Below are 20476 nucleotides of genomic sequence, written 5' to 3' on the forward strand. Positions count from 1 at the left end.
CTTCTACACTGATCGCACCGACACCGTACCGATTGCGGTGCCGGCGTTGATCCGCAACTGGTGGCCGATGATGTTCTTTTGCGTGTTCAAGGCGCCGGCCGAGGGCCGCACGCATATTTTCCGCCCCAGCGAGCCGTTCGCGCAGATCATCGTGATTCCCGAGGAGGCCCCGTTCGAGCTGGAGCCGATGAGCGAGGACGAAGCCGCCGAACGCGAACTGCAGGCGCGCCGCATCTACAACAGCCGGCCGAAGCTTGCGAAGGGGACGGAATGGACCTCCTCAACCGATACCGTGTTCGACGGCACCTACCGCCACCTGCATCGCGCGGCCAAGGAAAAGACCCGGCAGGGCTGAGGTCGAGATAGAGCTCTCGCGAACTCGAGAGCAGACAGGCCGGACATGAAAAGGACCCCAAAGCTCGGGCTGTGGGGTCCTTGTTGTCAGTGCGAGCTGCGCGGTCTCAATAGCGATAGAAGGCGTGATGGTGATGGTGGTGGTGATGATGATGGTGGTGCCAGCGGCGATGCGGCACCACGACGACCGGTCCGTAGCGGAAAAAGCCGTGATGGTGGTGATGGTGGTGGTGATGATGGTGGTAGTAGAGCTGCGCCACCTGCACGTTCGCGTTGGCTGATGTTGCCGGCGCCTGCGCGTCGACAGTCTGCAGCAGCGCCAGCGCGTTCGGGATCGGCTCCAGCAGGTCGGCGTAGGAATTGCCCTGCAAAGCATCCGTTGGCACCGGGGCCGCTGTGGCCTGGGCGGCGCCCATCGTGCTGAGCGCCGCCACCGCTCCCAAAAGTCCAGCGATCTTCTTTTCCATAGAAACTCCTCCAATACGCATTGCCCGGGATCGAAACGTTGCAGCCAGATCAAGGTTCCGTCGTTTGCGCAAGTATTGGGCAGATCATCATCCGCATCGCGAAAAAAAGGACTGTGGCGTCTGCGATCAAAAGCCGCAGCGGTCGCAGCTGGGATGATGATGGTGGTGGTGACGATACTCCCCTGCAGGCGATGATTGCGCGGTCTGCCAATCGTTGGTCTGACAATGAGCTGGCAGTGAGCTCATCCCGCCGCGCGCGCTCTCGCCTGCGCGACAAATTGCAGCAGCAACTCAATAACCTGCTCCGGCTGCTCCTGCTGAACCCAGTGCCCGGCGCCATCGACCAAATGACAGCCCATCATCGCGGTGCACACTGTTGCCTGCATCGCTTCGAACACGCCGGGGCGCTGATAGGTGCCCCAATCCTGCTTGCCGGCGATGAAGCAGGAGGGGACGTCGATGGTGCGGCCCGACCAGATCTGCAATTCCCGGTTGAAGACGCCCGAGGTTCCGCAGCGATACCATTGCAGGCCGCCCTGAAAGCCGGTGCGCCGATATTCGGCGCTGTAGAATTCGAGCTCGCGATCCGGCAACCATCGATGGGCTGCGATCGCGGCCGCATCAGGCATTTCCTTCGCCACTGTCGCCGGCATGGTCTGGGCCCGATCCATCACGTAATAGGTCGGCAGTTTCGCGAGTTCGCCCGCCGTCCAGCCCGCGAGCGGATGAGGCTGGTTGGCCTTCCAGTCCGCGCTCTTGTGATGATAATAGGCGCGCAGAAAATCGTGTATGCCTTGCCGCGCTCGGGTCATCTCATTATTCGCTTCACGCCTCGAATAGTACCATTGGTAGTGTTTGCGCGGCCGCGGCAACGCGGCGAGCTCGCGATGAACCGGATCCTCCGCTTGCGGCTTCGCAGGCAAAGCGGCCGTGCCGAACGGCAGCGCCGGCGGGCCGCCGAACGGCGCGCTCATCATCACCACCGATCGAAATACTTCTGGCCGAACCAGCGCGCACCAGGCCGCGACAGGACTGCCGAAATCGTGTCCTATCACCGCCTCGACGCGGGTGTAGCCGAATGCGGACACCAGCCCGAGCGCATCGCGCACCAGATTGGTGAGACGGAACGGCGCAAGCTCGCCGTCGTAGTTCGCGTCCCACCCGGTGGTGCGGCCATAGCCCCGCTGATCCGGCGCGATCACGTGATAGCCGGCATCGGCCAGCGCCGGCATCACCTTGCGCCAGCTATAGGCGAGCTCGGGAAAGCCGTGCAGCAGCAGGATGCAAGGCCGGCCGGGTGTCTCGAAGCCGGCCTCGAGCACATGCATGCGAAGCCCGTTGATGGCGTCGACATAGCGCGATCGGATCGCCGCGGGCAGGAGGATCTCGGGGAGGGAGGTCATGCTTTCCTCGTCATGTGCGGACAATCTCGGGCATGAGGCGGACTGGAAGGGTGGGCAAAGCGACTTGTCCGCCGTAGCTCGCAGGGCGAAGGCGTGCCCACCATTTGTCCGCGCGGGGCTATGGTGGGCGCGGCGCAAGGGCGCCTTCGCCCACCTTACGACATCACCTACGATATCGTTCGCGTATTACATCACCGCAGGCTCGGCCAATAGCGGTCGCGCAGATGGCGCTTTACCAGCTTGCCGGTTGGGGTGCGCGGCAACTCCGGCTCGAAGTCGATGCTCTTCGGGCATTTGATCGGCGACAGTTTGCTTCGGCAAAACGCCATCAGCTCGGCCTCCAGCGGCTTGCCGGCGTGTGCCATGTCGTGTGGCTGCACGACGGCCTTGACCTCTTCGCCCATCTCCTCGTTCGGCACGCCGAACACGGCGACGTCTGCCACCGCGGGGTGCGTGATCAGGACGTCCTCGGTTTCCTGCGGATAGATGTTCACCCCGCCGGAAATGATCATGTAGGACTTGCGGTCGGTAAGATAGAGAAAGCCGTCGGCGTCGAGATAGCCGACGTCGCCGAGCGTCGACCAGCCCTTTGAATTATAAGCGCGCCTGGTCTTCTCGGGATCGTTGTGATAGGAAAACTGCGGCGCGTCGGCGAAGTACACCGTGCCGATCTCGCCGGCCGGACGCTCCCGGTCGTTCTCGTCGAGAATTTTCACCTTGCCGACCACGGCGCGGCCGACGGTGCCACGGTGATCAAGCCATTGCTGCGAGGTGGAGACGGTGACCCCGTTGCCTTCGGAGCCGGCGTAATATTCGATCAGGATCGGCCCCCACCAGTCGATCATCTTCGCCTTGACGTCGACCGGGCAGGGCGCAGCGGCATGGATCGCGCCCCTCAGGGAAGAGACGTCGTAGCGCCTGCGGACCTCTTCGGGCAGCTTCAGCATGCGTACGAACATGGTCGGCACCAGCTGCGACTGCGTCACCTTGTGCGTCTCGACCAGCCGCAGGAATGCCTCGGGGTCGAAGGATTCCATGATGATGGAGGTGCCGCCCAAAATGATCGCCATCATGTTGAAGCGCAGCGGCGCGGCGTGATAGAGCGGCGCCGGCGATAGATAGATGGTGTCGGCGCCCATTCCACACATGTTGGCACAGAGCACCAGCAGGAACGGATTCGGCCAGTCGATCGGCTGGTTCTCGAACGTCTTCTTGATACCCTTGGGCCGGCCGGTGGTGCCGGACGAGTACAGCATGTCGTAGCCTGCGACCTCGTCCGAAATCGGCGAGAGGGGCTGCACACCGGCTTCCCGGTCCCAGGAGCGGAAACCGGCAAGCGGCTCGTCGACCATGAAGAACAACGGCTCGCCGGGCGCGCCGGTATTGAGGCCCTGGATCTGCTCCGCGCATTTCGGTGAGGTGATCACGAGCTTGGCGCCGCAATCCCTGACGATGTAGCCGATTTCGTCCTGGGTCAGATAGCGGCTGATCGCCGTGTAATAGAGCCCGCTGCGCTGCGCCGCCCAGCAGATCTCCATGAAGGCCAGCCGGTTCTCCATCAGGAGGGCAACGTGATCGCCGGCCTTCAGCCCCAGCGCGCGAAACAGCTGCGCGCCCTGGTTCGATAGTTCGTCCAGTTCCCGATAGCTGATCGCCTTGCCGGTCGCCGCCATCTGGTAGGCGATCTTGTTCGGCTGGGTGCGGGCGTGGATGGAGGGGTGGGTCACTACGTTCCTCGATCAATCACTATTATTTCTGCGTCGTCCCCGCGAATGCGGGACCCATAACCACCGATGCAAATTTTGCAAGCTGGGAGCACCAGCCCGCCATAACCTCGAACGCCTGTGGTTATGGGTCCCGGCTCAAGGGCCGGGACGACATCATCGTAGTTGCTGGCTCCTACAACCTCTCGACAATCGTCACATTGGCCATGCCACCGCCTTCGCACATGGTCTGCAGCCCATAGCGCTTGTTGCGCTGCTTGAGGGCGTTGACCAGCGTCGTCATCAGCTTGGTGCCGGAACAGCCAAGGGGATGGCCGAGCGCAATGGCGCCGCCATTGACGTTGAGCCTCTCGGGATCGGCGCCGGTCGTCTTCAGCCACGCCGTCGGCACCGAGGCGAAGGCCTCGTTGACCTCGAACAGGTCGATGTCATCGATCGCCATCCCGGCCTTTTTCAGTGCGCGCTCGGTGGCATGCAGCGGCGCGTCCAGCATGATCACGGGATCGCCGCCCATCATGGTCATGTGATGGATCCGCGCCAGCGGCGTGGCGCCAAGCGATTTCAGGCCCTTTTCATTGACCACGACCACGCCGGAGGCACCGTCGCAGATCTGGCTGGCGCTGGCCGCGGTCAGCCTGCCGTTCTCGGCGATCAGCTTCACGCCCTTGATGCCGTCGAGGCTGACGTCGAAGCGGATGCCTTCGTCGATGGTGTGGGTGTCGGTGGTGCCGTCGGCGCGGGTGATCTGGAGCGGAACGATCTCCTCCTTGAAACGGCCGGCCTGCGTCGCGGCAATTGCGCGCTGATGGCTGTTATAGGCGTACTCGTCGAGCTCGTCTTTGGAGAGGCCATACTTCTCGGCCATCATTTCAGCGCCCGTAAATTGGCTGAACACGATGTTCGGATAGCGCTGCTCGATCCCCGGGCTCTTGTAGTGGCCAAAACCGTTCTTGGCGGGCAACGAGGAGGCGAGCCCCATCGGCACCCGGGTCATCGACTCCACGCCGGCGGCGATCACGACATCCATGGTTCCCGACATCACCGCCTGCGCCGCGAAATGCAGCGCCTGCTGCGAGGAGCCGCATTGTCGGTCGATCGAGGTGCCGGGCACGCTCTCGGGCAGTTTCGAGGCCATGATCGCGTTGCGCGCCACGTTGTTGGACTGCTCGCCCGCCTGCATCACGCAGCCCATGATCACGTCTTCGATCTGGTCGGGAGCGGCGCCGGAGCGCTCCACCAGCGAATCGAGCACGGTCGCGGCCAGATCGGCCGGATGCCAGCCCGCGAGACGCCCTCCCTTGCGGCCGCCGGCGGTACGCGCGGCGGCGACGATGTAAGCCTCGGCCATCTCTGTTCTCCCTGTTTGTCATGGTTGCCATTTTGAGGTTTGGCCGGATTTAACGAGCGGACAAGGATTTAGTCAATCAATCAATTAACTCTTGAGGTGAGGCGCGGCTTGGGCTTATCTAGGCCCTGGACCACGCCAGATCGTGAAGGGACGGCCGTTGAACAGCAGCGTTGCGAACCGGTTTCAGACGGCGAGGAACGCCACCGCTGAGAAGCTTCTGGTTGCGGCGAGCGATCTGATGATCGCGCGGTCCTCGATCGAGCTGTCCTTGAGCGACATCGCGCAAAAATCCGGCGTCAACGCAGCTCTCGTGAAATATCATTTCGGCAACAAGGATGGCCTCTTGCTGGCGCTGCTCGCGCGCGACGCGGCGACCGAGACGGCAAACCTCGAATATCTGCTGGCGCAACCGATTCGGCCTACCGAGAAGCTGAAGCTGCACATCGCCGGCATCATCCGCGCCTATCGGCGCTTCCCCTATATGAACCGGCTGATCCATTACCTCCTGCACGAAAGCAGTGCGGAGGCCGCCGACGAGGTCTCGCAATTCTTCGTCGCGCCCTTGCTCGATTTCCATCGCAGGCTGCTGACGGAAGGGATTGCGGCCGGCGAGTTCCGCAAGATCGATCCGGTGCTGTTCTACACCAGCCTGATCGGCGCCTGCGATCACCTGTTTTTCGGCCGGCATGCGATGTCGCGTGCGGCCGGCATCGGTCCGGTCACCGACGAGGTCTGCCGCGACTACATCCGGCACATGGAAGCGCTGATCTGCGGCGGCATGCTGACCGCGAACGATGGAGCTGCCGCCAGCGCTGGATGACGGGCGCGCGAGTTCAACAAGCAATTCAATAAGCAAGAAGTCTAGAGAAGAAACGCCCAAGGAGAATCTGACCATGCAGTTGCAAGACGTTGCCGTTCTTATCACCGGCGGCGGTTCGGGGCTCGGCGCCGCGACCGCCCGTGCCATGGCCGCCAGGGGTGCCAGGATCGCCGTGCTCGACCAGAGCAAGGAGAACGCCGAGAAGGTCGCCAGTGAGCTGAAGGGCGTTGCCCTTCATGCCGACGTCACCGACGAGGAGCAGGTCAAGGCCGGCATTGCCAGGGCAGAGGCTGCCCACGGCGTTGCGCGGGTGCTGGTGAATTGCGCCGGGATCGGCGGCTCGCAGCGCATCGTCGGCCGGGACGGCGTCTATCCGCTGGCGAAGTTCGCGCGCATCATCAACGTCAATCTGATCGGCACCTTCAATGTGCTGCGGTTGTTCGCCGAGCGGCTCGTCACCGCCGAGCCGATCGGCGAGGAGCGCGGCGTCATCATCAACACTGCGAGTGTCGCGGCCTACGAAGGCCAGATCGGCCAGATCGCCTATGCCGCCTCCAAGGGCGGCGTGGTCGGCCTCACGCTGCCGGCGGCGCGCGACCTCGCGAGCCAGAAGATCCGCGTCAACACCATCGCGCCCGGCCTGTTCTTGACGCCGCTATTGATGGGATTGAACGAGGAGGCGCGCAAGAGCCTCGGCGCCCAGGTGCCGCACCCGGCGCGGCTGGGCGATGCGTCCGAATACGGCAACCTCGCGGTCCACATCGTCGAGAACCCGATGCTGAACGGCGAGACCATCCGCCTCGACGGCGCCATCCGCATGGCGCCGCGGTAACACACATTCTGATGTCGTCCCGGACCAACAAGCGAAGCGGCTGCCGATCCGGGACCCATGATCACCGGCGTGGGTCCCGGCTCAAGGCCGGCACGACGAGAATTCGGAGCACCGCGTGTCCCTCTTGATCGAACATGACGACGGAGTTGACCGGGTGACGCTCAATCGCCCGGGGCATCTCAACGCGCTCGATCCCGGACTGATCGACGCGCTGAACGGCTACTTCCAGGGCTTGCAGCGCAATCGCACCACGCGCGTCGTGGTGTTGCGGGGGGCCGGACAAGATTTCTGTGCCGGGCTTGATCTCAAGCATGCGATGGCGCGGCGCGCCGGGCAGCAGGAGCCGCCCGGAGTGACGGAGTCGCTCGATTCGCAGCGCCGAATCGCCGATATCGTGATGCTGATGCGGCGCTGTCCACAGCCGATCATCGCGCTGGTTCAGGGGGCTGCGGCCGGCGGCGGGTTTGCGCTGGCGCTGGCCGCCGATATCCGCATTGCCACGAGATCCGCGCGGATGAACTGCGCCTTCATCAAGCTCGGCCTTGGTGGTTGCGATATCGGCACCAGCTATTTCCTGCCGCGGCTCGTCGGCATTTCCGTCGCATCCGAACTCATTCTCACCGGCCGTTTCATCGGCGCTGAGCGGGCGCTTGCGGTCGGCCTGGTTTCGGAAGTCGTCGAGGAGGATGGGCTCGCGGCGGCTGGGGAGCCCTATGTCGACGCCATGATGACGGCCTCGCCGGTGGGCTTGAGGCTCTCCAAGGAGTGCCTCAACTTCAGCGTCGATGCCGGCTCGCTGGAGGCAGCGATTGCGATGGAAGACCGCAATCAGGTGCTGTGCAGCCGGTCGGAAGAGTTCAACGAGGGCATCACGGCCTTTCTCGAGAAGCGAAAGCCGGTCTATACCAGAAGCTAACAACAAGGCTGCGCCAAGCAGCGATATTTCGGGAGGCGCAATATGGATGGGAGTGCGGCCGCGGTGCTCGAAAAGCCGGCCTTTCGCAAGATCGAATGGCTGCCGCGGGACATCGCGGTGAACCGGCGGGATGATGGCGTCATCGTCCTGAAGTCGCGGATTCCGCTGAAGGCCTATGAGAGGCATATCCCGGCGTCGCTGGCGAAATGGGCGAACGAGACGCCGGATCGCATCTGGCTGGCGCAGCGCGCAGGCGCGGACCGGCAATGGCGCAGGCTGTCCTACGGCGACGCCAAGCGCACGGTTGATGCGCTGACGCAGGGCCTGCTCGATCTCAGTCTTGGGCAGGGTAGCCCCGTTGCGATTCTGTCGGGCAATTCGATCGAGCATGCGCTGTTGACGCAGGCCGCGATGCAGGCGCGCCTTCCGGCGGCGCCGGTGTCGCCGGCCTATTCGCTGATGAGCCACGATCATCTCAAGCTGAAATATCTATTCGAGCTGATCAGGCCCAAGGTCGTCCTGGTGCAGGACGGACCGACCTTCGCCAAGGCGCTCGATGCGCTCGATCTCGATGGCGTCATCGTGATCCACGTGGCGCGTCCCTGCGACGGCATCCGAAGCATCGCCTTCGCCGATCTCGCGGCAACGCCCGTGACCGAAGCTGTCGCCGAGTCGATCGCGAAGATCACGCCCGACACCGTGGGCAAGCTGCTGTTCACCTCGGGCTCGACCGGCATGCCCAAGGCCGTCATCAACACGCAAACCATGATGTGCGCCAATGCCGCGATGATGATGCAGGTCCGGCCGCGCGACCCCCGGGCACCGCAGGCGACCTATCTCGACTGGATGCCCTGGAATCACACCATGGGCGGCAACGCCCTGTTCAATCCGGTGCTGACCGAAGGCGGCACGCTCTATATCGACGACGGCCGCCCGGTGCCGGGCCAGATCGAAGAGACGTTGCGGAACCTGCGCGAGATCTCGCCGACCTACTACGCCAACGTGCCGGCGGGCTATGCCGCGCTCGCTGCCGCCATGGAAAAAGACGACGCACTGTGTCGCAGCTTCTTCAAGAATCTGGGCTTGATGGCCTATGGCGGCGCGCGGCTGCCGGACGATCTCTATGACCGGATGCAGGCGCTTGCGGTGCGCGCCACCGGCGAGCGCATCGTGTTCTACACCGGATGGGGCTCGACCGAGACGGCGCCGACCTCGACCGGCACTTATTGGGACACCGAGCGGGTCGGCCTGATCGGGCTGCCGTTTCCCGGCGTCGAACTGAAGATGGTGCCGTGCGGATCGAAATACGAGTTGCGGCTGCGCGGGGTCAACGTCACGCCGGGCTATTTCGGCCGGCCTGATCTCACCGCGGCCGCGTTCGACGAGGAAGGCTTTTATCGCATCGGCGATGCCGGCGTGTTCGTCGATCCCGATGATCCCGCAGCCGGCATCATCTTCGCGGGCCGCGTCGTGGAGGATTTCAAGCTGACGACCGGGACCTTCGTGCATGTCGGCTCCTTGCGCACCGACGCGATCGCCGCCGCCACGCCGGTGATCCAGGACGCGCTGGTTGCCGGACAGGATCGCGCCTTTGTCGGACTGTTGGCCTGGCCCAATCTGCATGCCTGCCGCCAGATCGTCGGCGATCCGGAGGCGAGCTATGACGAGGTGGTCAGGCATCCGACCGTGATCGCCTGCCTGAAGCGCGGGCTCGAGGCGCACAACAAGGCGATCGAGGGCGCCAGCAGCCTGCGGATCGCGCGCGCCATGCTGATGGTCGAGCCGGCTTCGATCGACGGCAATGAGTTGACCGACAAGGGCTACATCAACCAGCGCGCCGGCCTCGAGCGCCGCGCCGCCCTGGTGGAGCGGCTCTATGCCGATCCGCCCGGCGATGACGTGATCGTGCTGCAATGAAGCTCACGCGCGGACAAACTCCGTCGTCATTTCCAGGCTTCCTGGGGCGAGCCCAAAATGACGATTGACCATTTCCTCCAGCATCAACCCGAGTAACACGCCATGAACTTCGATTTCTCCGACGAACAAAAGCAGCTTCGCGACGAGGCGCGAAAATTCCTCGCGGAAAAGTGCTCGCCGAAGGCGGTGCGCGTGGTGCTCGACGGCAAGGCGGACTGTGACCGCGAATTGTGGAAGGGGCTCGCCGAGATGGGCTTTCTCGGCGTCGCGATCCCGGAAGAGTTTGGCGGAGCGGGCGCCGGACATCTCGAGCTTTGCGTGATCGCCGAAGAGATGGGCCGGGCGCTGGCGCCGGTGCCATTCTCCTCGACGGTTTATCTCGCCGCCGAGGCGCTGCTGCTGGCCGGCAGCGAGGCGCAAAAGCAGAAATGGCTGCCTGCGATTGCGAAGGGCGAGGCGATCGGCACGCTGGCGCTGTTCGAGGGCAAGGGCAATCCCTCAGCCCGGGCGATCAGGCTGGCTGCGTCCGGCGGCATGCTGAACGGCGTGAAGATGCCGGTGCCGGATGGCGCGATCGCCGATTTTGCCATCGTCGCCGCGCGCACCGGCGCGAGCGGACGCGAGACGGATATCGCGCTGTTCCTGGTCGACATGAAGGGCGAGGGCGTCGAAGCCAAAGACCTGGCCAATCTCGATCCGACCCGCGGACAGGCCGAAGTCAGCTTCAGGAATTGCAAGGCCGAACCGCTCGGCCGCGGCGACGAAGGCTGGAGCATCCTGAGCCAGGTGCTCGACCGCGCCGCGGTGCTGATGGCGTTCGAGCAGGTCGGCGGCGCCGACCGCGCGCTGGAAATGGGCCGCGACTACGCGCTCGACCGCATCGCCTTCGGACGGCCGATCGGCTCGTTCCAGGCGGTCAAGCATATGCTCGCTGACATGTATGTCTCGGCCACCCTGGCGCGCTCGAACTGCTATTACGGCGCCTGGGCGCTCTCGACCAATGCCTCTGAATTGCCGGAAGCCGCCGCCGCCGCGCGCATCAGCGCGACGCAGGCGTTCCAGCACTGTTCCAAGAACAACATCCAGGTCCACGGTGGCATGGGTTTTACCTGGGAGTTCGATTGCCACATGTACTATCGCCGTTCCAACGCCATGGCGCTTGCGCTCGGCAGCCTATCCTATTGGGAGGACGCGTTGATCGACCGGATGCGCAAGCGCAATGCGGCTTGATGGTTGACCGCAGGGTGGGTTCGCGAAGCGTAACCCACCATTGCCAGCAGGATGCTCGATAGACCTGGTGGGTTACGCCTTCGGCTAACCCACCCTATGCAGTGAGGCTCGCCAATGAATTTCGATGACACCCCGAAGGAATCAGCCTTCCGCGCCGAGGCGCGGCAATGGATCGCGGCCAACGCGCCGAAGCAATATGAGGCGGATCTGCGCAAATCCTCGCTCGGCCGCACCCAGATCGAGGGCGGCAACCTGCTCGAGATCGCGAAAGCCTGGCAGAAGACGAAGGCCGATGCCGGCTGGGCCTGCCTGCACTGGCCGAAAGAGTATGGCGGCCGTGGCGCCTCGCCGATCGAGCGCGTGATCTGGCAGCAGGAGGAGGGCGCTTTCGGCAAGCTCAGCTACGTCTTCATCATCGGCCACGGCATGTGCGGGCCGACCATGATGGCGTTCGCCGCCGAGGAACAGAAACGCCAATATCTGCCGCCGCTTGCCTCCGGCGAGAACATCTGGTGCCAGCTTTTTTCCGAGCCGGCCGGCGGCTCCGATGTCGCGGGGCTTCGCACCCGCGCCGAGAAGCAGGGCGATGACTGGATCATCAACGGCCAGAAGATCTGGACCTCCGGCGCGCATTATTCCGACTACGGCATCCTGCTGACGCGCACCGATCCGACCGTGCCCAAGCACAAGGGGCTGACCATGTTCTTCCTCGACATGAGGAGCCCCGGCGTCGAGGTGCGGCCGATCAAGCAGGCCAGCGGCCAGTCGGATTTCAACGAGGTCTATTTCACCGATGTGAAAATTCCGGACTCACAGCGCCTTGGCGCCGTCAATGACGGCTGGAACGTGTCGCTAACCACGCTGATGAACGAGCGTATGTCGATCGGCGCCGGCGTCGCCACCGGTTTCCCCGAACTGTTCGAGTTCTGCAGCAATCTGATGCTGGAGGATGGGCTCGCAATCGACGACCGCGGCGTCCGGTCCAGATTGGCGAACTGGGCGGTGAAGGCGAGCGGGCTCAAATACACCAGCTTGCGGGCGATCTCGGCGCTCTCCAAGGGCGAGCGGCCCGGGCCGGAAAACTCCATCGGCAAGCTGGTGGCGGGCTCGATGGTGCAGGATATCGCGGCCTATGCGCTCGATCTCGAAGGCGCGGCCGGCGTGTTGAGCGGGGCGGAAGCGGAGCTGGCCGGAAAATTTCAGGCAATGCTGCTGCGCGCGCCCGGCACCCGGGTCGAGGGCGGCACCGACGAGATCATGCGCAACATTATCGCCGAGCGCGTGCTCGGATTGCCCGGCGACATCCGGGTCGATAAGGACGTGCCGTTCAACCAGATTCCGACCAAGGGGCGCGCTTAGCCAATCGTCACGACGGAGAGAGGACGACGCCAATGAACTTCGATGACACCCCGCAGGAAGCCGCCTTCCGCGCCGAGGCGCGGCAATGGATCGCGGCCAATGCGCCGAAGGAATTCGAGGAGGAACTGACGAAATCCTCGCTCGGCCGCATCAAGCTGCAGAAGCATGACATCGTCGAAGTCGCAAAACGCTGGCAGAAGAAGAAGGCCGATGGCGGCTGGGCCTGCCTGCAATGGCCCAAGGATTATGGCGGGCGCGGCGCCACAGCGGTCGAGCGCGTGATCTGGCAGCAGGAAGAGGGCGTCTATTTCAAACTGACGAGCCCTTTCCAGATCGGCGAGGGCATGTGCGGGCCGACCGTGATGGCCTATGGCAGCGAGGCCGACAAGCGGCGCTATCTGCCGAAGATCGCCTCCGGCGAGGAAATCTGGTGCCAGCTGTTCTCCGAGCCCGCCGGCGGCTCCGACGTCGCCGGGCTTCGCACCCGCGCCGAGAACAGGGGCGACGAATGGATCATCAACGGCCAGAAGATCTGGACCTCCGGGGCGCATTATTCCGACTACGGCATCCTGATCACCCGCACCGATCCCAACGTGCCCAAGCACAAGGGGCTGACCATGTTCTTCATCGACATGAAAAGCCCCGGCGTCGATGTGAAGCCGATCAAGCAGGCCAACGGCATGCAGGAATTCAACGAGGTGTTCTTCACCGATCTGCACGTGCCGGATTCGCAGCGGCTCGGCGCGGTTGGCGACGGCTGGAACGTGTCGCTGACGACACTGATGAACGAACGTCTGACCATCGGGGCCCGGCTTGCGACCGGCTTCGCAGAACTGTTTGAGTTCTGCAGCAATCTGATGACCGAGGACGGTCTCGCGATCGACGATCGGGCGACCCGCTCCAGGCTTGCCAACTGGGCGGTGAAGAACAGCGGGCTGAAATATACCAGCTACCGTGCGATCTCGGCGCTCTCCAAGGGCGAGCGGCCGGGACCGGAAAATTCCATCGGCAAGCTGGTGGCCGGCACGATGCTGCAGGATATCGCGAGCTATGCGCTTGATCTGCAGGGCGCGGCCGGCGTGTTGACCGATCCGCAGATCGCGGAGGCGGCGGGCCAGTTCCAGACCCTGCTGATGTCGTCTCCCTCCACCCGCATCGCCGGCGGTACCGATGAAATCCTGCGCAGCATCATCGCCGAGCGCGTGCTGGGGCTACCCGGCGATATCCGCGTCGACAAGGACGTGCCGTTCAACAAGATCCCGACCAGAGGGCGCGCTTGACGGGTCGTCATTCCCGAGCGAGGCGCAGCCTCGAACCCGGCATCCAGAAGTTCGGATCGAGGTTCCGCGTCTGCGCCGACGCGCCCAGGAATGACAGCGAAGAGACAGTAACGTGGGTGTCGCTTGACGTAGCCTGCCGCGCTTTATCTCATGCAGGACACACCGGCGCGAACAGAGGCGACGAGTAAATGCACAGCAAGACCGACACTGCACCGATCGACGTCCTCGAAGACCTGCTCTCCCAGCGCTTTTCCTGCCGGGCGTTCCGGCCCGAGCCGGTGCCGCGCGCAACGATCGAACGAATGCTCACTGCCGCGCAAAAGACGGCATCCTGGTGCAACAGCCAGCCGTGGCGGCTCGAGATCACGTCCGGAGAGGCAACGGAAAAATTTCGCGAAGTGATGTATGGGGTGGCCAGCAGCGGCCAGCCGAACAGCGGCGACTTTCCGTTTCCGCGCGAATATCGCGGTGTCTATCTGGAGCGGCGGCGCGAGAGCGGGTTTCAACTCTACAATTCGCTCGGCATTGCCCGCGGCGACAAGGCAGCCTACGCGAAACAGGCGCTGGAGAACTTCAATTTCTTCGGCGCTCCTCATGTGGCCATCGTGCATACCGACGAGGCGCTCGGCGTCTATGGCGCGATCGATTGCGGCGGCTATCTCACGAGCTTCATGCTGGCGGCGCAGGCGCTCGGCATTGCCAGCATCCCGCAAGCAGCTTTGGCGTTTCACGCCGCGGTGGTGCGCCGGCATTTCGGGCTCGGCGACGACCGGCGCGTGGTCTGCGGCATTTCGTTCGGCTATCCGGACCGGGATCACAAGGCCAACAGCTACCGAACCAGCCGAGCCGACACCGCAGATACCGTCAGATTTTTCGGCGCATGAGCTTGATCGCGGCGGTAACCCGAAAAACGGCTGACGATTGTCGACAATGCTGGCGGCAGACGTATTGTCTACAAGCCTGACAGATTCCATCAACGACTTGCCGCGCGACGCGCCAGGGCGCCCGGCCCCAAGCGGGGTCCAAGGGAGGCCCAAAAGAGGCCCGAGGGAGGCCTAGGCGCCGTTTTTGCCGCGCAATTCGCTGGGTTTACCCCTGATTTCATAGGCTTCCAGCAGCGCTATTGACAAAATTCGTTCCAACATCTTGAGTTGCAGTGCTCTGGCATCAACAATGCAGAATTGCAGCTGCTCAATGATTCGGTCGAGCGACGGTTCGTTCACGGTTTCAAATCCAAAATGTCTGGGGATCCTGTCCCGATGCAGCCCAAACTCCTGGCATTGAAGGCCGATGAAACGACGGCATTCGGCCTTCGGCTGATGCGAGGCTTCCTCGCGTTGCGCGAAAGACGGCATCTTGAAGAAGTCATCGCGCTGGTTGAGCGGTTGTTGGAGGAGGAGCGAAAATATCCGGCAGTGCCTGGCGATTGAGGGTGGCGAGTCCGCGCCAGGTCAAGGTCGGCCGGGTCACACCGATCTGGCTGCATAGCGATCTCCAGGTTGTTTCGTCACAATCGACCAGCACGGCCAGCACCGACATGCCGTCGATCATCTGCGGCAGGCCGAGCGGGTGGGCTTTCCAGCCGATGCGCTCGAACCTCGGCAACCACCAGGATTCAAGCACGATCGAAAAGCCGGTCAAGCCGATGCTGATCCCGTATTCCATGATCGCGGTCAGCAGCAGCATCTCGACGCGCGGTCCGGCATGCTCACCGCGGCGTTCCGGGATCACGAAGACGCGCGACAATTCATACACATCCGGCCGCCGGATCGCTCCCCGAACGTTGAGATAGGGGAAGATATCGCTCATCAGTGTCGGCGACAGCGTCGGGAGCGCACGCATGGCCCCGATCAGTTGACCGTCGTCGATGCAGAACAGATACACCGCCTCGTCGGTGTCGAACTGATCGATCTCGCGTCCGTCCGGCCGGTCCAGCGCCATCCATTTGCGTTGCTTCACGTAGATGTCATGGCGCAGCCGGAAATACGGATCGAGATAGCTCTCATAAAGCCGCCGGTTGTCTCTTTGAACGACGTGAATTTCGGGCATCGTCACCGCCTGATTGGGTCGCAATCATGCGGCAACCATGCATAGAATTCGCAACCTCGATCTACTGGAAAAACTCCCAGTTCAGATCACGATTTCCCGGTTGACAAGCGCAGCTGCGACGGTGGCCGTCTTGTTCTTGGTCATCAGCTTGCGCTGCGCCTCTTCGAGGTGCCAACGCACGTTGCGCTCCGAGATGCGCATGATCTGACCGGTCTCCCATGCGGTCTTGCCGCGAGCCGCCCAGCGCAGAACCTCCGCCTCGATCTCGGACAGGCGCCGTTCGGCCGTCCCGAGGGCCGGCCGGGTCAGCGCGCGCAGCCTGCCGTGGGTAAAGACGCTCACGAGGTGGAGTGCGCCCCTGGTTTCGGCGTCGAGATACGGCCGCTCGCCGGCGATGCTGACGGCGCCGGTCAGGTCGTCATAATGGATCGGGACGCAGAATCCTTCGACCAGCCCGAAGTCGCGTGCGCGCATCATCACGCCGTGCGCGGCACGGTCGTGCCGGCGATCATACGGCGCATCCTTCCATTCGAACGGATTGAGCATCCTGAAGCAATGGCGCGGAACGGGATCGACAGCGCAGAGGTTTCCGCGGTCGTAGAGTTCGAACCATTCAGCCGGCCAGCCATTGGCGATGGTGAGTTGTGCAAGCGATTGCGCCGGCGTCGGAATGCCCGCCATGATATAGGCATGAAAGCCGAGGTCGCCGATCGTCCTCTCGAATTGTGATATTACACTTGCGCGTGTCGTCGATGCCTCGATCGCATCGACGAAATCCAATGCGCGCCGTCCCCAATAGGCTTCAAAATCCGGCATCTGTGAAATTCTCCTAACCCCACAATCAGGCTAACCGTCGACAACTCCGAGTCAATCGTAAAAGGAATTGCGTGCCAGCCAAATGAAGGAAACTGAGATTTGAGGGGAATAAGCTTTGCCGCGTGTTGTTAGTGCCGGTTCGGAATCGAAGGCGTTGTGTCGCATCGATCAAAATTTTGGCGGACGCTTCTCGGCGAATGCACGGACGCCTTCCTTGATCTCGGCGCCTCGCATGCTGTCTCGGGCGCGCTGATCGGCGGCCGCCTCGTCGAGCTTGCCGCGCGCGATCTCGTTGATGGTCCGCTTCATGCCGCGCATGGCGACCGGCGCATTGCCGGCGAGCAGGGCTGCGAGCCGGTCGACCTCCTCATCGAGTGCCTCGGCGGGCACCATCGCGGTGAGATAGCCGATCCGCAGCATCTCGGAGGCGTCGATCTTTTGCGCCGTCAGGAACAGCCTTTTTGCATTGTCGGCGCCGAGCCGCGAGACGTAGCGACTGATACCGCTCTTGTAATAATGCAGACCGAGCCGCGCCGCCGGCATGAACATCTCTGCGGTGTCGACGCCGATCCGGAAGTCGCAGGCGAGCGCCAGATCGGTCGAGCCGCCATAGACCCCGCCGTTCAATCGGCAGATGGTCGGCACAGCGAGGTCTTCCAGCCGGTTGACGACGGCCTCGAACGCGGAGCCCGCGGTCTCTTCCTGTTCGCTCGCCGTACGCGTCGCGATCGAGCCGAGGTCGTACCCGGCGCTGAAGGCCCGGCCCGTGCCGGTCAAGACCACGACCCGGATCGCCGGATCGGCTTCGATCCGCCCGAACAGCTCCATCAGCGCGTCGAGATCGTCGGGCTGCAGCCGGTTCAAATGCCGCGGCCGGTTGAGGCGAATGGTGGCGCGCGCTCCATGGCAGACGAGAATCGGGGTCGACGCCTGCTCGACGCCATCGGTGGCATGTTGCATCATTTGTTCTCCAGCGCGCGCCGTTTGGCTTCCGCATCGATGGTTTCGGCGAGGTCGGGATGCCGCGCCATCAGCATGCGGAAGTCTACGAGATCGAGCACCAGGAGTTTCGACAGCCGCGTCGTGGTGATATTGGCGGAGCGCAGATTATTCCCAAGCAGCGCCATTTCGCCGAAGAACGCGCCTTCGCCCAGCCTGACTTTCTTGCCCGGCAGATCGACCTCGACCTCGCCGGAGGCGATGAAGTACATGCAATCGCCGGCCTGCCCCTTGCGGATGATCATGGCGCGTGGCGGCAGGTCGATGGTGCGCAGCATATGCGTGACATCGGCAATCGCCGATGGTCCGAGCGTCGCAAAGAACGGCACCTTGCTCACCGACTCCCAGGTTTTCAGGAAATTGTCGCGGCGGGTCTCGGCGGCGAAGGCGGTGGCGAGGATGCCGGTCCACAGGCCGAACACGCCGAGGCCGGAGATCATCACCAGCGCCGCGATCATGCGTCCGAGCGGCGTGACCGGAACTGCATCGCCGTAGCCTGTCGTGGTCAAGGTCACGACCGCCCACCACAGCGCCGCGGGCACGCTGCCGAATGTCTCGGGCTGCGCGTCATGTTCCAGGAGATATTCCGCGACGGAGCCAAGAAACAGCACCGTGAGGAAGATCACGAGCACGCTGAGCAGGGGACCGGATTCCAGCACCAGCACCCGGCGCAGCTGCCGCAATCCCGGAACGCCCGGGATCACCTTGACCAGCCACACGACTGACGCGAGCCACGCCGTTTTCGCTTCGGCGCCAGACAACAGCGCAACCGGCACCGCAATCGCCGAGGCCGCGTCCACCAGGCCGCGCCCGGACAACAGATAGACGAGGCCCCGTCCTGACAGGATGGCGTGGCGAAGCCGGACGATCCACTCGAACACGAAGAAAGCCAGACAGGCCCAGAGTACGGCGTCGACGCAGTAATGCACCATCTCATAGGTGGGGTTGAGCGTGAGCATCACCATGGCGCCGACGCCGGCCGCCACGGCCAGATAGGCCATCCGGGTCATGTTGCGGCCGGCAGTCGCGGCCACGAACTGTGCCAAAAACTGCACCAAGGCTGGGAAAACCAGCGGCTTGGACATTTTGGAAGCATCGCTCATCTGACAACCCGATCTTGGCCCGGCCGTTATCAGTGCCCTCGCGGGCGATGGCAGTCAACGCCGCGGGACGACGGCATTGTTGCAGCCGGGGCCGACGAATCCTGGGCGGGCCCGCGGGCGCCATCGGCATGGTGGAAACGGCTTGAGCGCTTTCCGATGACCTTGAATCGAGAATGCTCCAGCCGCCCTTTATTGGTCGCATCTTCTGACGGAAAGCCGGTGTCCGCCTTTCCGGAAAATGCTCTATTTTGTCCGCAATCGGCTCAAATCCGGACAAAACGCCGCCAATTCATCATATATGGAAGCGGTTGCGCGCGCATTATGATGACTGACAAATTCACTTTATCGGAATACTCATTTCAGGTCTGGTTCGTCGCATGGATACGTCTCATCTGACCCAACACGCCGGAACCGCCGGCGCGCTCTTCGCGTCGATCTTCGTCGTCGCGACCACCACGATGCGGACCATGATCCCTTTGCGCGTCTTTGCCATCCTGACCAACCTGGTCCTGATCGGGACGGCGATTCCCACCCGCAATTACCTGGTGATCGTGGTGCAGGCGCTGGTGCTGGTGCTCAATTCCTATCGGCTGCACCAGATGCTGCAGCTCGTGCGGGACGTGAAGCGGTCTGTCTCCAGCGACCTGTCGATGGAATGGCTGAAGCCGTTCATGACCGAACGCAAATGCGCGGCCAACGAGGTGCTGTTCTACAAGGATGAAAAGGCCGACAGCATGTTCTACATCGTCAGTGGCCAGTTCCGCCTGGTGGAATCCGGCATCGAACTGCCGGTCGGCGCCATTGTCGGCGAACTCGGCATGTTATCGCCCTCCAATCTGCGCACCCAGACGCTTGAATGCATCGAGGGCGGCGTCATCTTGAGCGTGAGCTATACCCAGGTCGAGCAGCTCTACGTGCAGAACCCGGCGTTCGGCTTCTACTTCCTGCGCCTGGCCAGCGCGCGGCTGTTCCAGAATATCGATACGCTGGAGCAGCGGCTTGCGAGCGCGGCGGCAAAGCCGGCTTGATGAGCATTTTCCGCAGAGGTGGACACCGGCTTTCGTCAGCAAAATGCGACCAATAAAGGACAGCGGGACGTTTTCCGATTGGGCAATCGGAAAACCCTCCACAGCAAACAAGGACATTGCGCGTGTCTGAGGACGGCCTGTTGTCTTCGCTGCGTTATCTGTTCGCCGATTGGCTCGACGAACAGGATCCTGCGCCGCCGTTCCTGCCTGCCGGCATCCCCGATGCCGCGTCTTCGGTCGTCAGCGGCGGCATCCATCAGTTGATGGACTACCAGGGCGCCGGATACGCGAGGCTCTATGTGGAGCGGTTGCAGCGCTTCGTCGGCCGCAAGGACCTCGATGCTGCGATGTTTTCCGAGATCGCGCGGCTGATGGCAAGCCGCATGGCCTATCAGGATGCGATCCGGTTCGCGCAGCTCAAGCTCGCCGAATTGCGCGACAGCGGTGGTCTGGTTTTTTCCAGCGACATCAAGCAATTCCGCTTCGACGAGCTGGTCGATGCGCTGCCGGCCATCGCCGCCGAGCCTGTGCTGCAGGTGCTCGAGCAGCTCCGCTGGACGCATCGGCGCGTCTCGATCCCGTTCTCGACCGCGACGAAATGGGGCATCGGCCGCCTCAAGGTCGAGGCCGGGCTGCGCCGGTGGCGGATGTTTTCGATCCGCTACAAGCAGGAATGCGCCTGGGTCGAGCGCTGGCTGCACATGATCAACCGCAGCCTCGCCAAGCAGCCGGGCGCGGCCACCGCCATCATCGAGACCGCAACCATGGTGCAGGGTTACGGGGATGCCTATCGGCAGGGGCTCGCCGACTGGCACGCGATCATCGATGGTC

The 20476-nt window shown here is 63.3% G+C and carries 19 protein-coding genes and 1 pseudogene; 11 read left to right on the top strand and 9 right to left on the bottom strand.

Going from position 1 to position 20476, the window contains the following annotated elements:
• Nucleotides 1–355: pseudogene (locus WCB02_RS07410) on the top strand (hypothetical protein); the annotation flags it as partial.
• Nucleotides 356–461: 106 nt separating this feature from the next.
• On the opposite strand, the gene WCB02_RS07415 reads toward WCB02_RS07410, so the two are convergent.
• From WCB02_RS07415 to WCB02_RS07430, 4 genes are all read right to left on the bottom strand, one after another.
• A complete protein-coding gene (locus WCB02_RS07415) occupies nt 462–821 on the bottom strand; it encodes a hypothetical protein (protein ID WP_423957186.1) in 360 nt (119 codons plus the stop codon).
• A gap of 242 nt (nt 822–1063) precedes the next feature.
• On the bottom strand, nt 1064–2224 hold the full coding sequence (locus tag WCB02_RS07420; protein ID WP_423957187.1) for an alpha/beta fold hydrolase: 1161 nt from the start codon (nt 2222–2224) through the stop codon (nt 1064–1066).
• A gap of 191 nt (nt 2225–2415) precedes the next feature.
• Complete coding sequence (locus WCB02_RS07425) at nt 2416–3951, bottom strand: acyl-CoA synthetase (RefSeq protein WP_423957188.1); 1536 nt, start codon at nt 3949–3951, stop codon at nt 2416–2418.
• Between the two features lie 172 nt (nt 3952–4123).
• On the bottom strand, nt 4124–5296 hold the full coding sequence (locus WCB02_RS07430; RefSeq protein WP_423957189.1) for an acetyl-CoA C-acetyltransferase: 1173 nt from the start codon (nt 5294–5296) through the stop codon (nt 4124–4126).
• Between the two features lie 157 nt (nt 5297–5453).
• Between WCB02_RS07430 and WCB02_RS07435 the strand changes: the two genes are divergently transcribed.
• The 8 genes from WCB02_RS07435 to WCB02_RS07470 all read left to right on the top strand — a co-directional run bounded on the left by WCB02_RS07435 (nt 5454) and on the right by WCB02_RS07470 (nt 14534).
• Nucleotides 5454–6116, top strand: a complete 663-nt coding sequence (locus tag WCB02_RS07435) for a TetR family transcriptional regulator (RefSeq protein WP_423957190.1) — start codon at nt 5454–5456, stop codon at nt 6114–6116.
• A gap of 73 nt (nt 6117–6189) precedes the next feature.
• Nucleotides 6190–6948: an SDR family NAD(P)-dependent oxidoreductase gene (locus tag WCB02_RS07440; RefSeq protein WP_423957191.1), complete on the top strand. Its 759-nt coding sequence runs from the start codon at nt 6190–6192 to the stop codon at nt 6946–6948.
• Nucleotides 6949–7063: 115 nt separating this feature from the next.
• On the top strand, nt 7064–7864 hold the full coding sequence (locus WCB02_RS07445; RefSeq protein WP_423957193.1) for an enoyl-CoA hydratase/isomerase family protein: 801 nt from the start codon (nt 7064–7066) through the stop codon (nt 7862–7864).
• 42 nt (nt 7865–7906) lie between these two features.
• A complete protein-coding gene (locus WCB02_RS07450) occupies nt 7907–9781 on the top strand; it encodes an AMP-binding protein (RefSeq protein WP_423957194.1) in 1875 nt (624 codons plus the stop codon).
• Nucleotides 9782–9883: 102 nt separating this feature from the next.
• Nucleotides 9884–11011: an acyl-CoA dehydrogenase family protein gene (locus tag WCB02_RS07455; protein ID WP_423957195.1), complete on the top strand. Its 1128-nt coding sequence runs from the start codon at nt 9884–9886 to the stop codon at nt 11009–11011.
• Between the two features lie 114 nt (nt 11012–11125).
• Complete coding sequence (locus WCB02_RS07460; RefSeq protein WP_423957197.1) at nt 11126–12370, top strand: acyl-CoA dehydrogenase; 1245 nt, start codon at nt 11126–11128, stop codon at nt 12368–12370.
• Nucleotides 12371–12402: 32 nt separating this feature from the next.
• Nucleotides 12403–13650: an acyl-CoA dehydrogenase gene (locus tag WCB02_RS07465; RefSeq protein WP_423957198.1), complete on the top strand. Its 1248-nt coding sequence runs from the start codon at nt 12403–12405 to the stop codon at nt 13648–13650.
• 188 nt (nt 13651–13838) lie between these two features.
• Nucleotides 13839–14534 (top strand): nitroreductase, encoded by a 696-nt coding sequence (locus WCB02_RS07470; RefSeq protein ID WP_423957199.1) that lies wholly within the window; start codon nt 13839–13841, stop codon nt 14532–14534.
• A 171-nt stretch (nt 14535–14705) separates the two neighbouring features.
• On the opposite strand, the gene WCB02_RS07475 is transcribed toward WCB02_RS07470, so the two are convergent.
• The 5 genes from WCB02_RS07475 to WCB02_RS07495 all read right to left on the bottom strand — a co-directional run bounded on the left by WCB02_RS07475 (nt 14706) and on the right by WCB02_RS07495 (nt 18599).
• Complete coding sequence (locus tag WCB02_RS07475) at nt 14706–15005, bottom strand: hypothetical protein (protein ID WP_423957200.1); 300 nt, start codon at nt 15003–15005, stop codon at nt 14706–14708.
• 10 nt (nt 15006–15015) lie between these two features.
• Entirely contained in the window at nt 15016–15699 is a 684-nt protein-coding gene (locus tag WCB02_RS07480) for an acyl-homoserine-lactone synthase (RefSeq protein ID WP_423957202.1), read from the bottom strand.
• Between the two features lie 81 nt (nt 15700–15780).
• Nucleotides 15781–16515, bottom strand: a complete 735-nt coding sequence (locus WCB02_RS07485) for a LuxR family transcriptional regulator (protein WP_423957203.1) — start codon at nt 16513–16515, stop codon at nt 15781–15783.
• Nucleotides 16516–16683: 168 nt separating this feature from the next.
• Complete coding sequence (locus WCB02_RS07490; protein WP_423957205.1) at nt 16684–17475, bottom strand: enoyl-CoA hydratase/isomerase family protein; 792 nt, start codon at nt 17473–17475, stop codon at nt 16684–16686.
• Nucleotides 17475–18599: a cyclic nucleotide-gated ion channel gene (locus WCB02_RS07495; RefSeq protein ID WP_423957208.1), complete on the bottom strand. Its 1125-nt coding sequence runs from the start codon at nt 18597–18599 to the stop codon at nt 17475–17477. Before WCB02_RS07495 ends, WCB02_RS07490 begins: the two co-directional genes overlap by 1 nt.
• A 395-nt stretch (nt 18600–18994) precedes the next feature.
• On the opposite strand from WCB02_RS07495, the gene WCB02_RS07500 reads away from it, so the two are divergent.
• The gene (locus tag WCB02_RS07500) at nt 18995–19645 is read left to right on the top strand and encodes a Crp/Fnr family transcriptional regulator (protein ID WP_423957206.1); all 651 of its coding nucleotides are present in this window, start codon (nt 18995–18997) and stop codon (nt 19643–19645) included.
• A gap of 122 nt (nt 19646–19767) precedes the next feature.
• The coding region (locus WCB02_RS07505) for a DUF6537 domain-containing protein (protein ID WP_423957207.1) at nt 19768–20476 on the top strand (709 nt) is incomplete at its 3' end.

Origin of the sequence: Bradyrhizobium sp., from assembly GCF_049581145.1 — a bacterium.
GTDB lineage: Bacteria > Pseudomonadota > Alphaproteobacteria > Rhizobiales > Xanthobacteraceae > Bradyrhizobium.

Bases quoted from the DNA above. Each gene is read 5' to 3' on its own strand.
- WCB02_RS07415 (WP_423957186.1), bottom strand. From the start codon at position 821: ATGGAAAAGAAGATCGCTGGACTTTTGGGAGCGGTGGCGGCGCTCAGC.
- WCB02_RS07420 (WP_423957187.1), bottom strand. From the start codon at position 2,224: ATGACCTCCCTCCCCGAGATCCTCCTGCCCGCGGCGATCCGATCGCGC.
- WCB02_RS07430 (WP_423957189.1), bottom strand. From the start codon at position 5,296: ATGGCCGAGGCTTACATCGTCGCCGCCGCGCGTACCGCCGGCGGCCGC.
- WCB02_RS07440 (WP_423957191.1), top strand. From the start codon at position 6,190: ATGCAGTTGCAAGACGTTGCCGTTCTTATCACCGGCGGCGGTTCGGGG.
- WCB02_RS07450 (WP_423957194.1), top strand. From the start codon at position 7,907: ATGGATGGGAGTGCGGCCGCGGTGCTCGAAAAGCCGGCCTTTCGCAAG.
- WCB02_RS07455 (WP_423957195.1), top strand. From the start codon at position 9,884: ATGAACTTCGATTTCTCCGACGAACAAAAGCAGCTTCGCGACGAGGCG.
- WCB02_RS07460 (WP_423957197.1), top strand. From the start codon at position 11,126: ATGAATTTCGATGACACCCCGAAGGAATCAGCCTTCCGCGCCGAGGCG.
- WCB02_RS07465 (WP_423957198.1), top strand. From the start codon at position 12,403: ATGAACTTCGATGACACCCCGCAGGAAGCCGCCTTCCGCGCCGAGGCG.
- WCB02_RS07470 (WP_423957199.1), top strand. From the start codon at position 13,839: ATGCACAGCAAGACCGACACTGCACCGATCGACGTCCTCGAAGACCTG.
- WCB02_RS07475 (WP_423957200.1), bottom strand. From the start codon at position 15,005: ATGCCGTCTTTCGCGCAACGCGAGGAAGCCTCGCATCAGCCGAAGGCC.
- WCB02_RS07480 (WP_423957202.1), bottom strand. From the start codon at position 15,699: ATGCCCGAAATTCACGTCGTTCAAAGAGACAACCGGCGGCTTTATGAG.
- WCB02_RS07485 (WP_423957203.1), bottom strand. From the start codon at position 16,515: ATGCCGGATTTTGAAGCCTATTGGGGACGGCGCGCATTGGATTTCGTC.
- WCB02_RS07490 (WP_423957205.1), bottom strand. From the start codon at position 17,475: ATGCAACATGCCACCGATGGCGTCGAGCAGGCGTCGACCCCGATTCTC.
- WCB02_RS07495 (WP_423957208.1), bottom strand. From the start codon at position 18,599: ATGTCCAAGCCGCTGGTTTTCCCAGCCTTGGTGCAGTTTTTGGCACAG.
- WCB02_RS07500 (WP_423957206.1), top strand. From the start codon at position 18,995: ATGGATACGTCTCATCTGACCCAACACGCCGGAACCGCCGGCGCGCTC.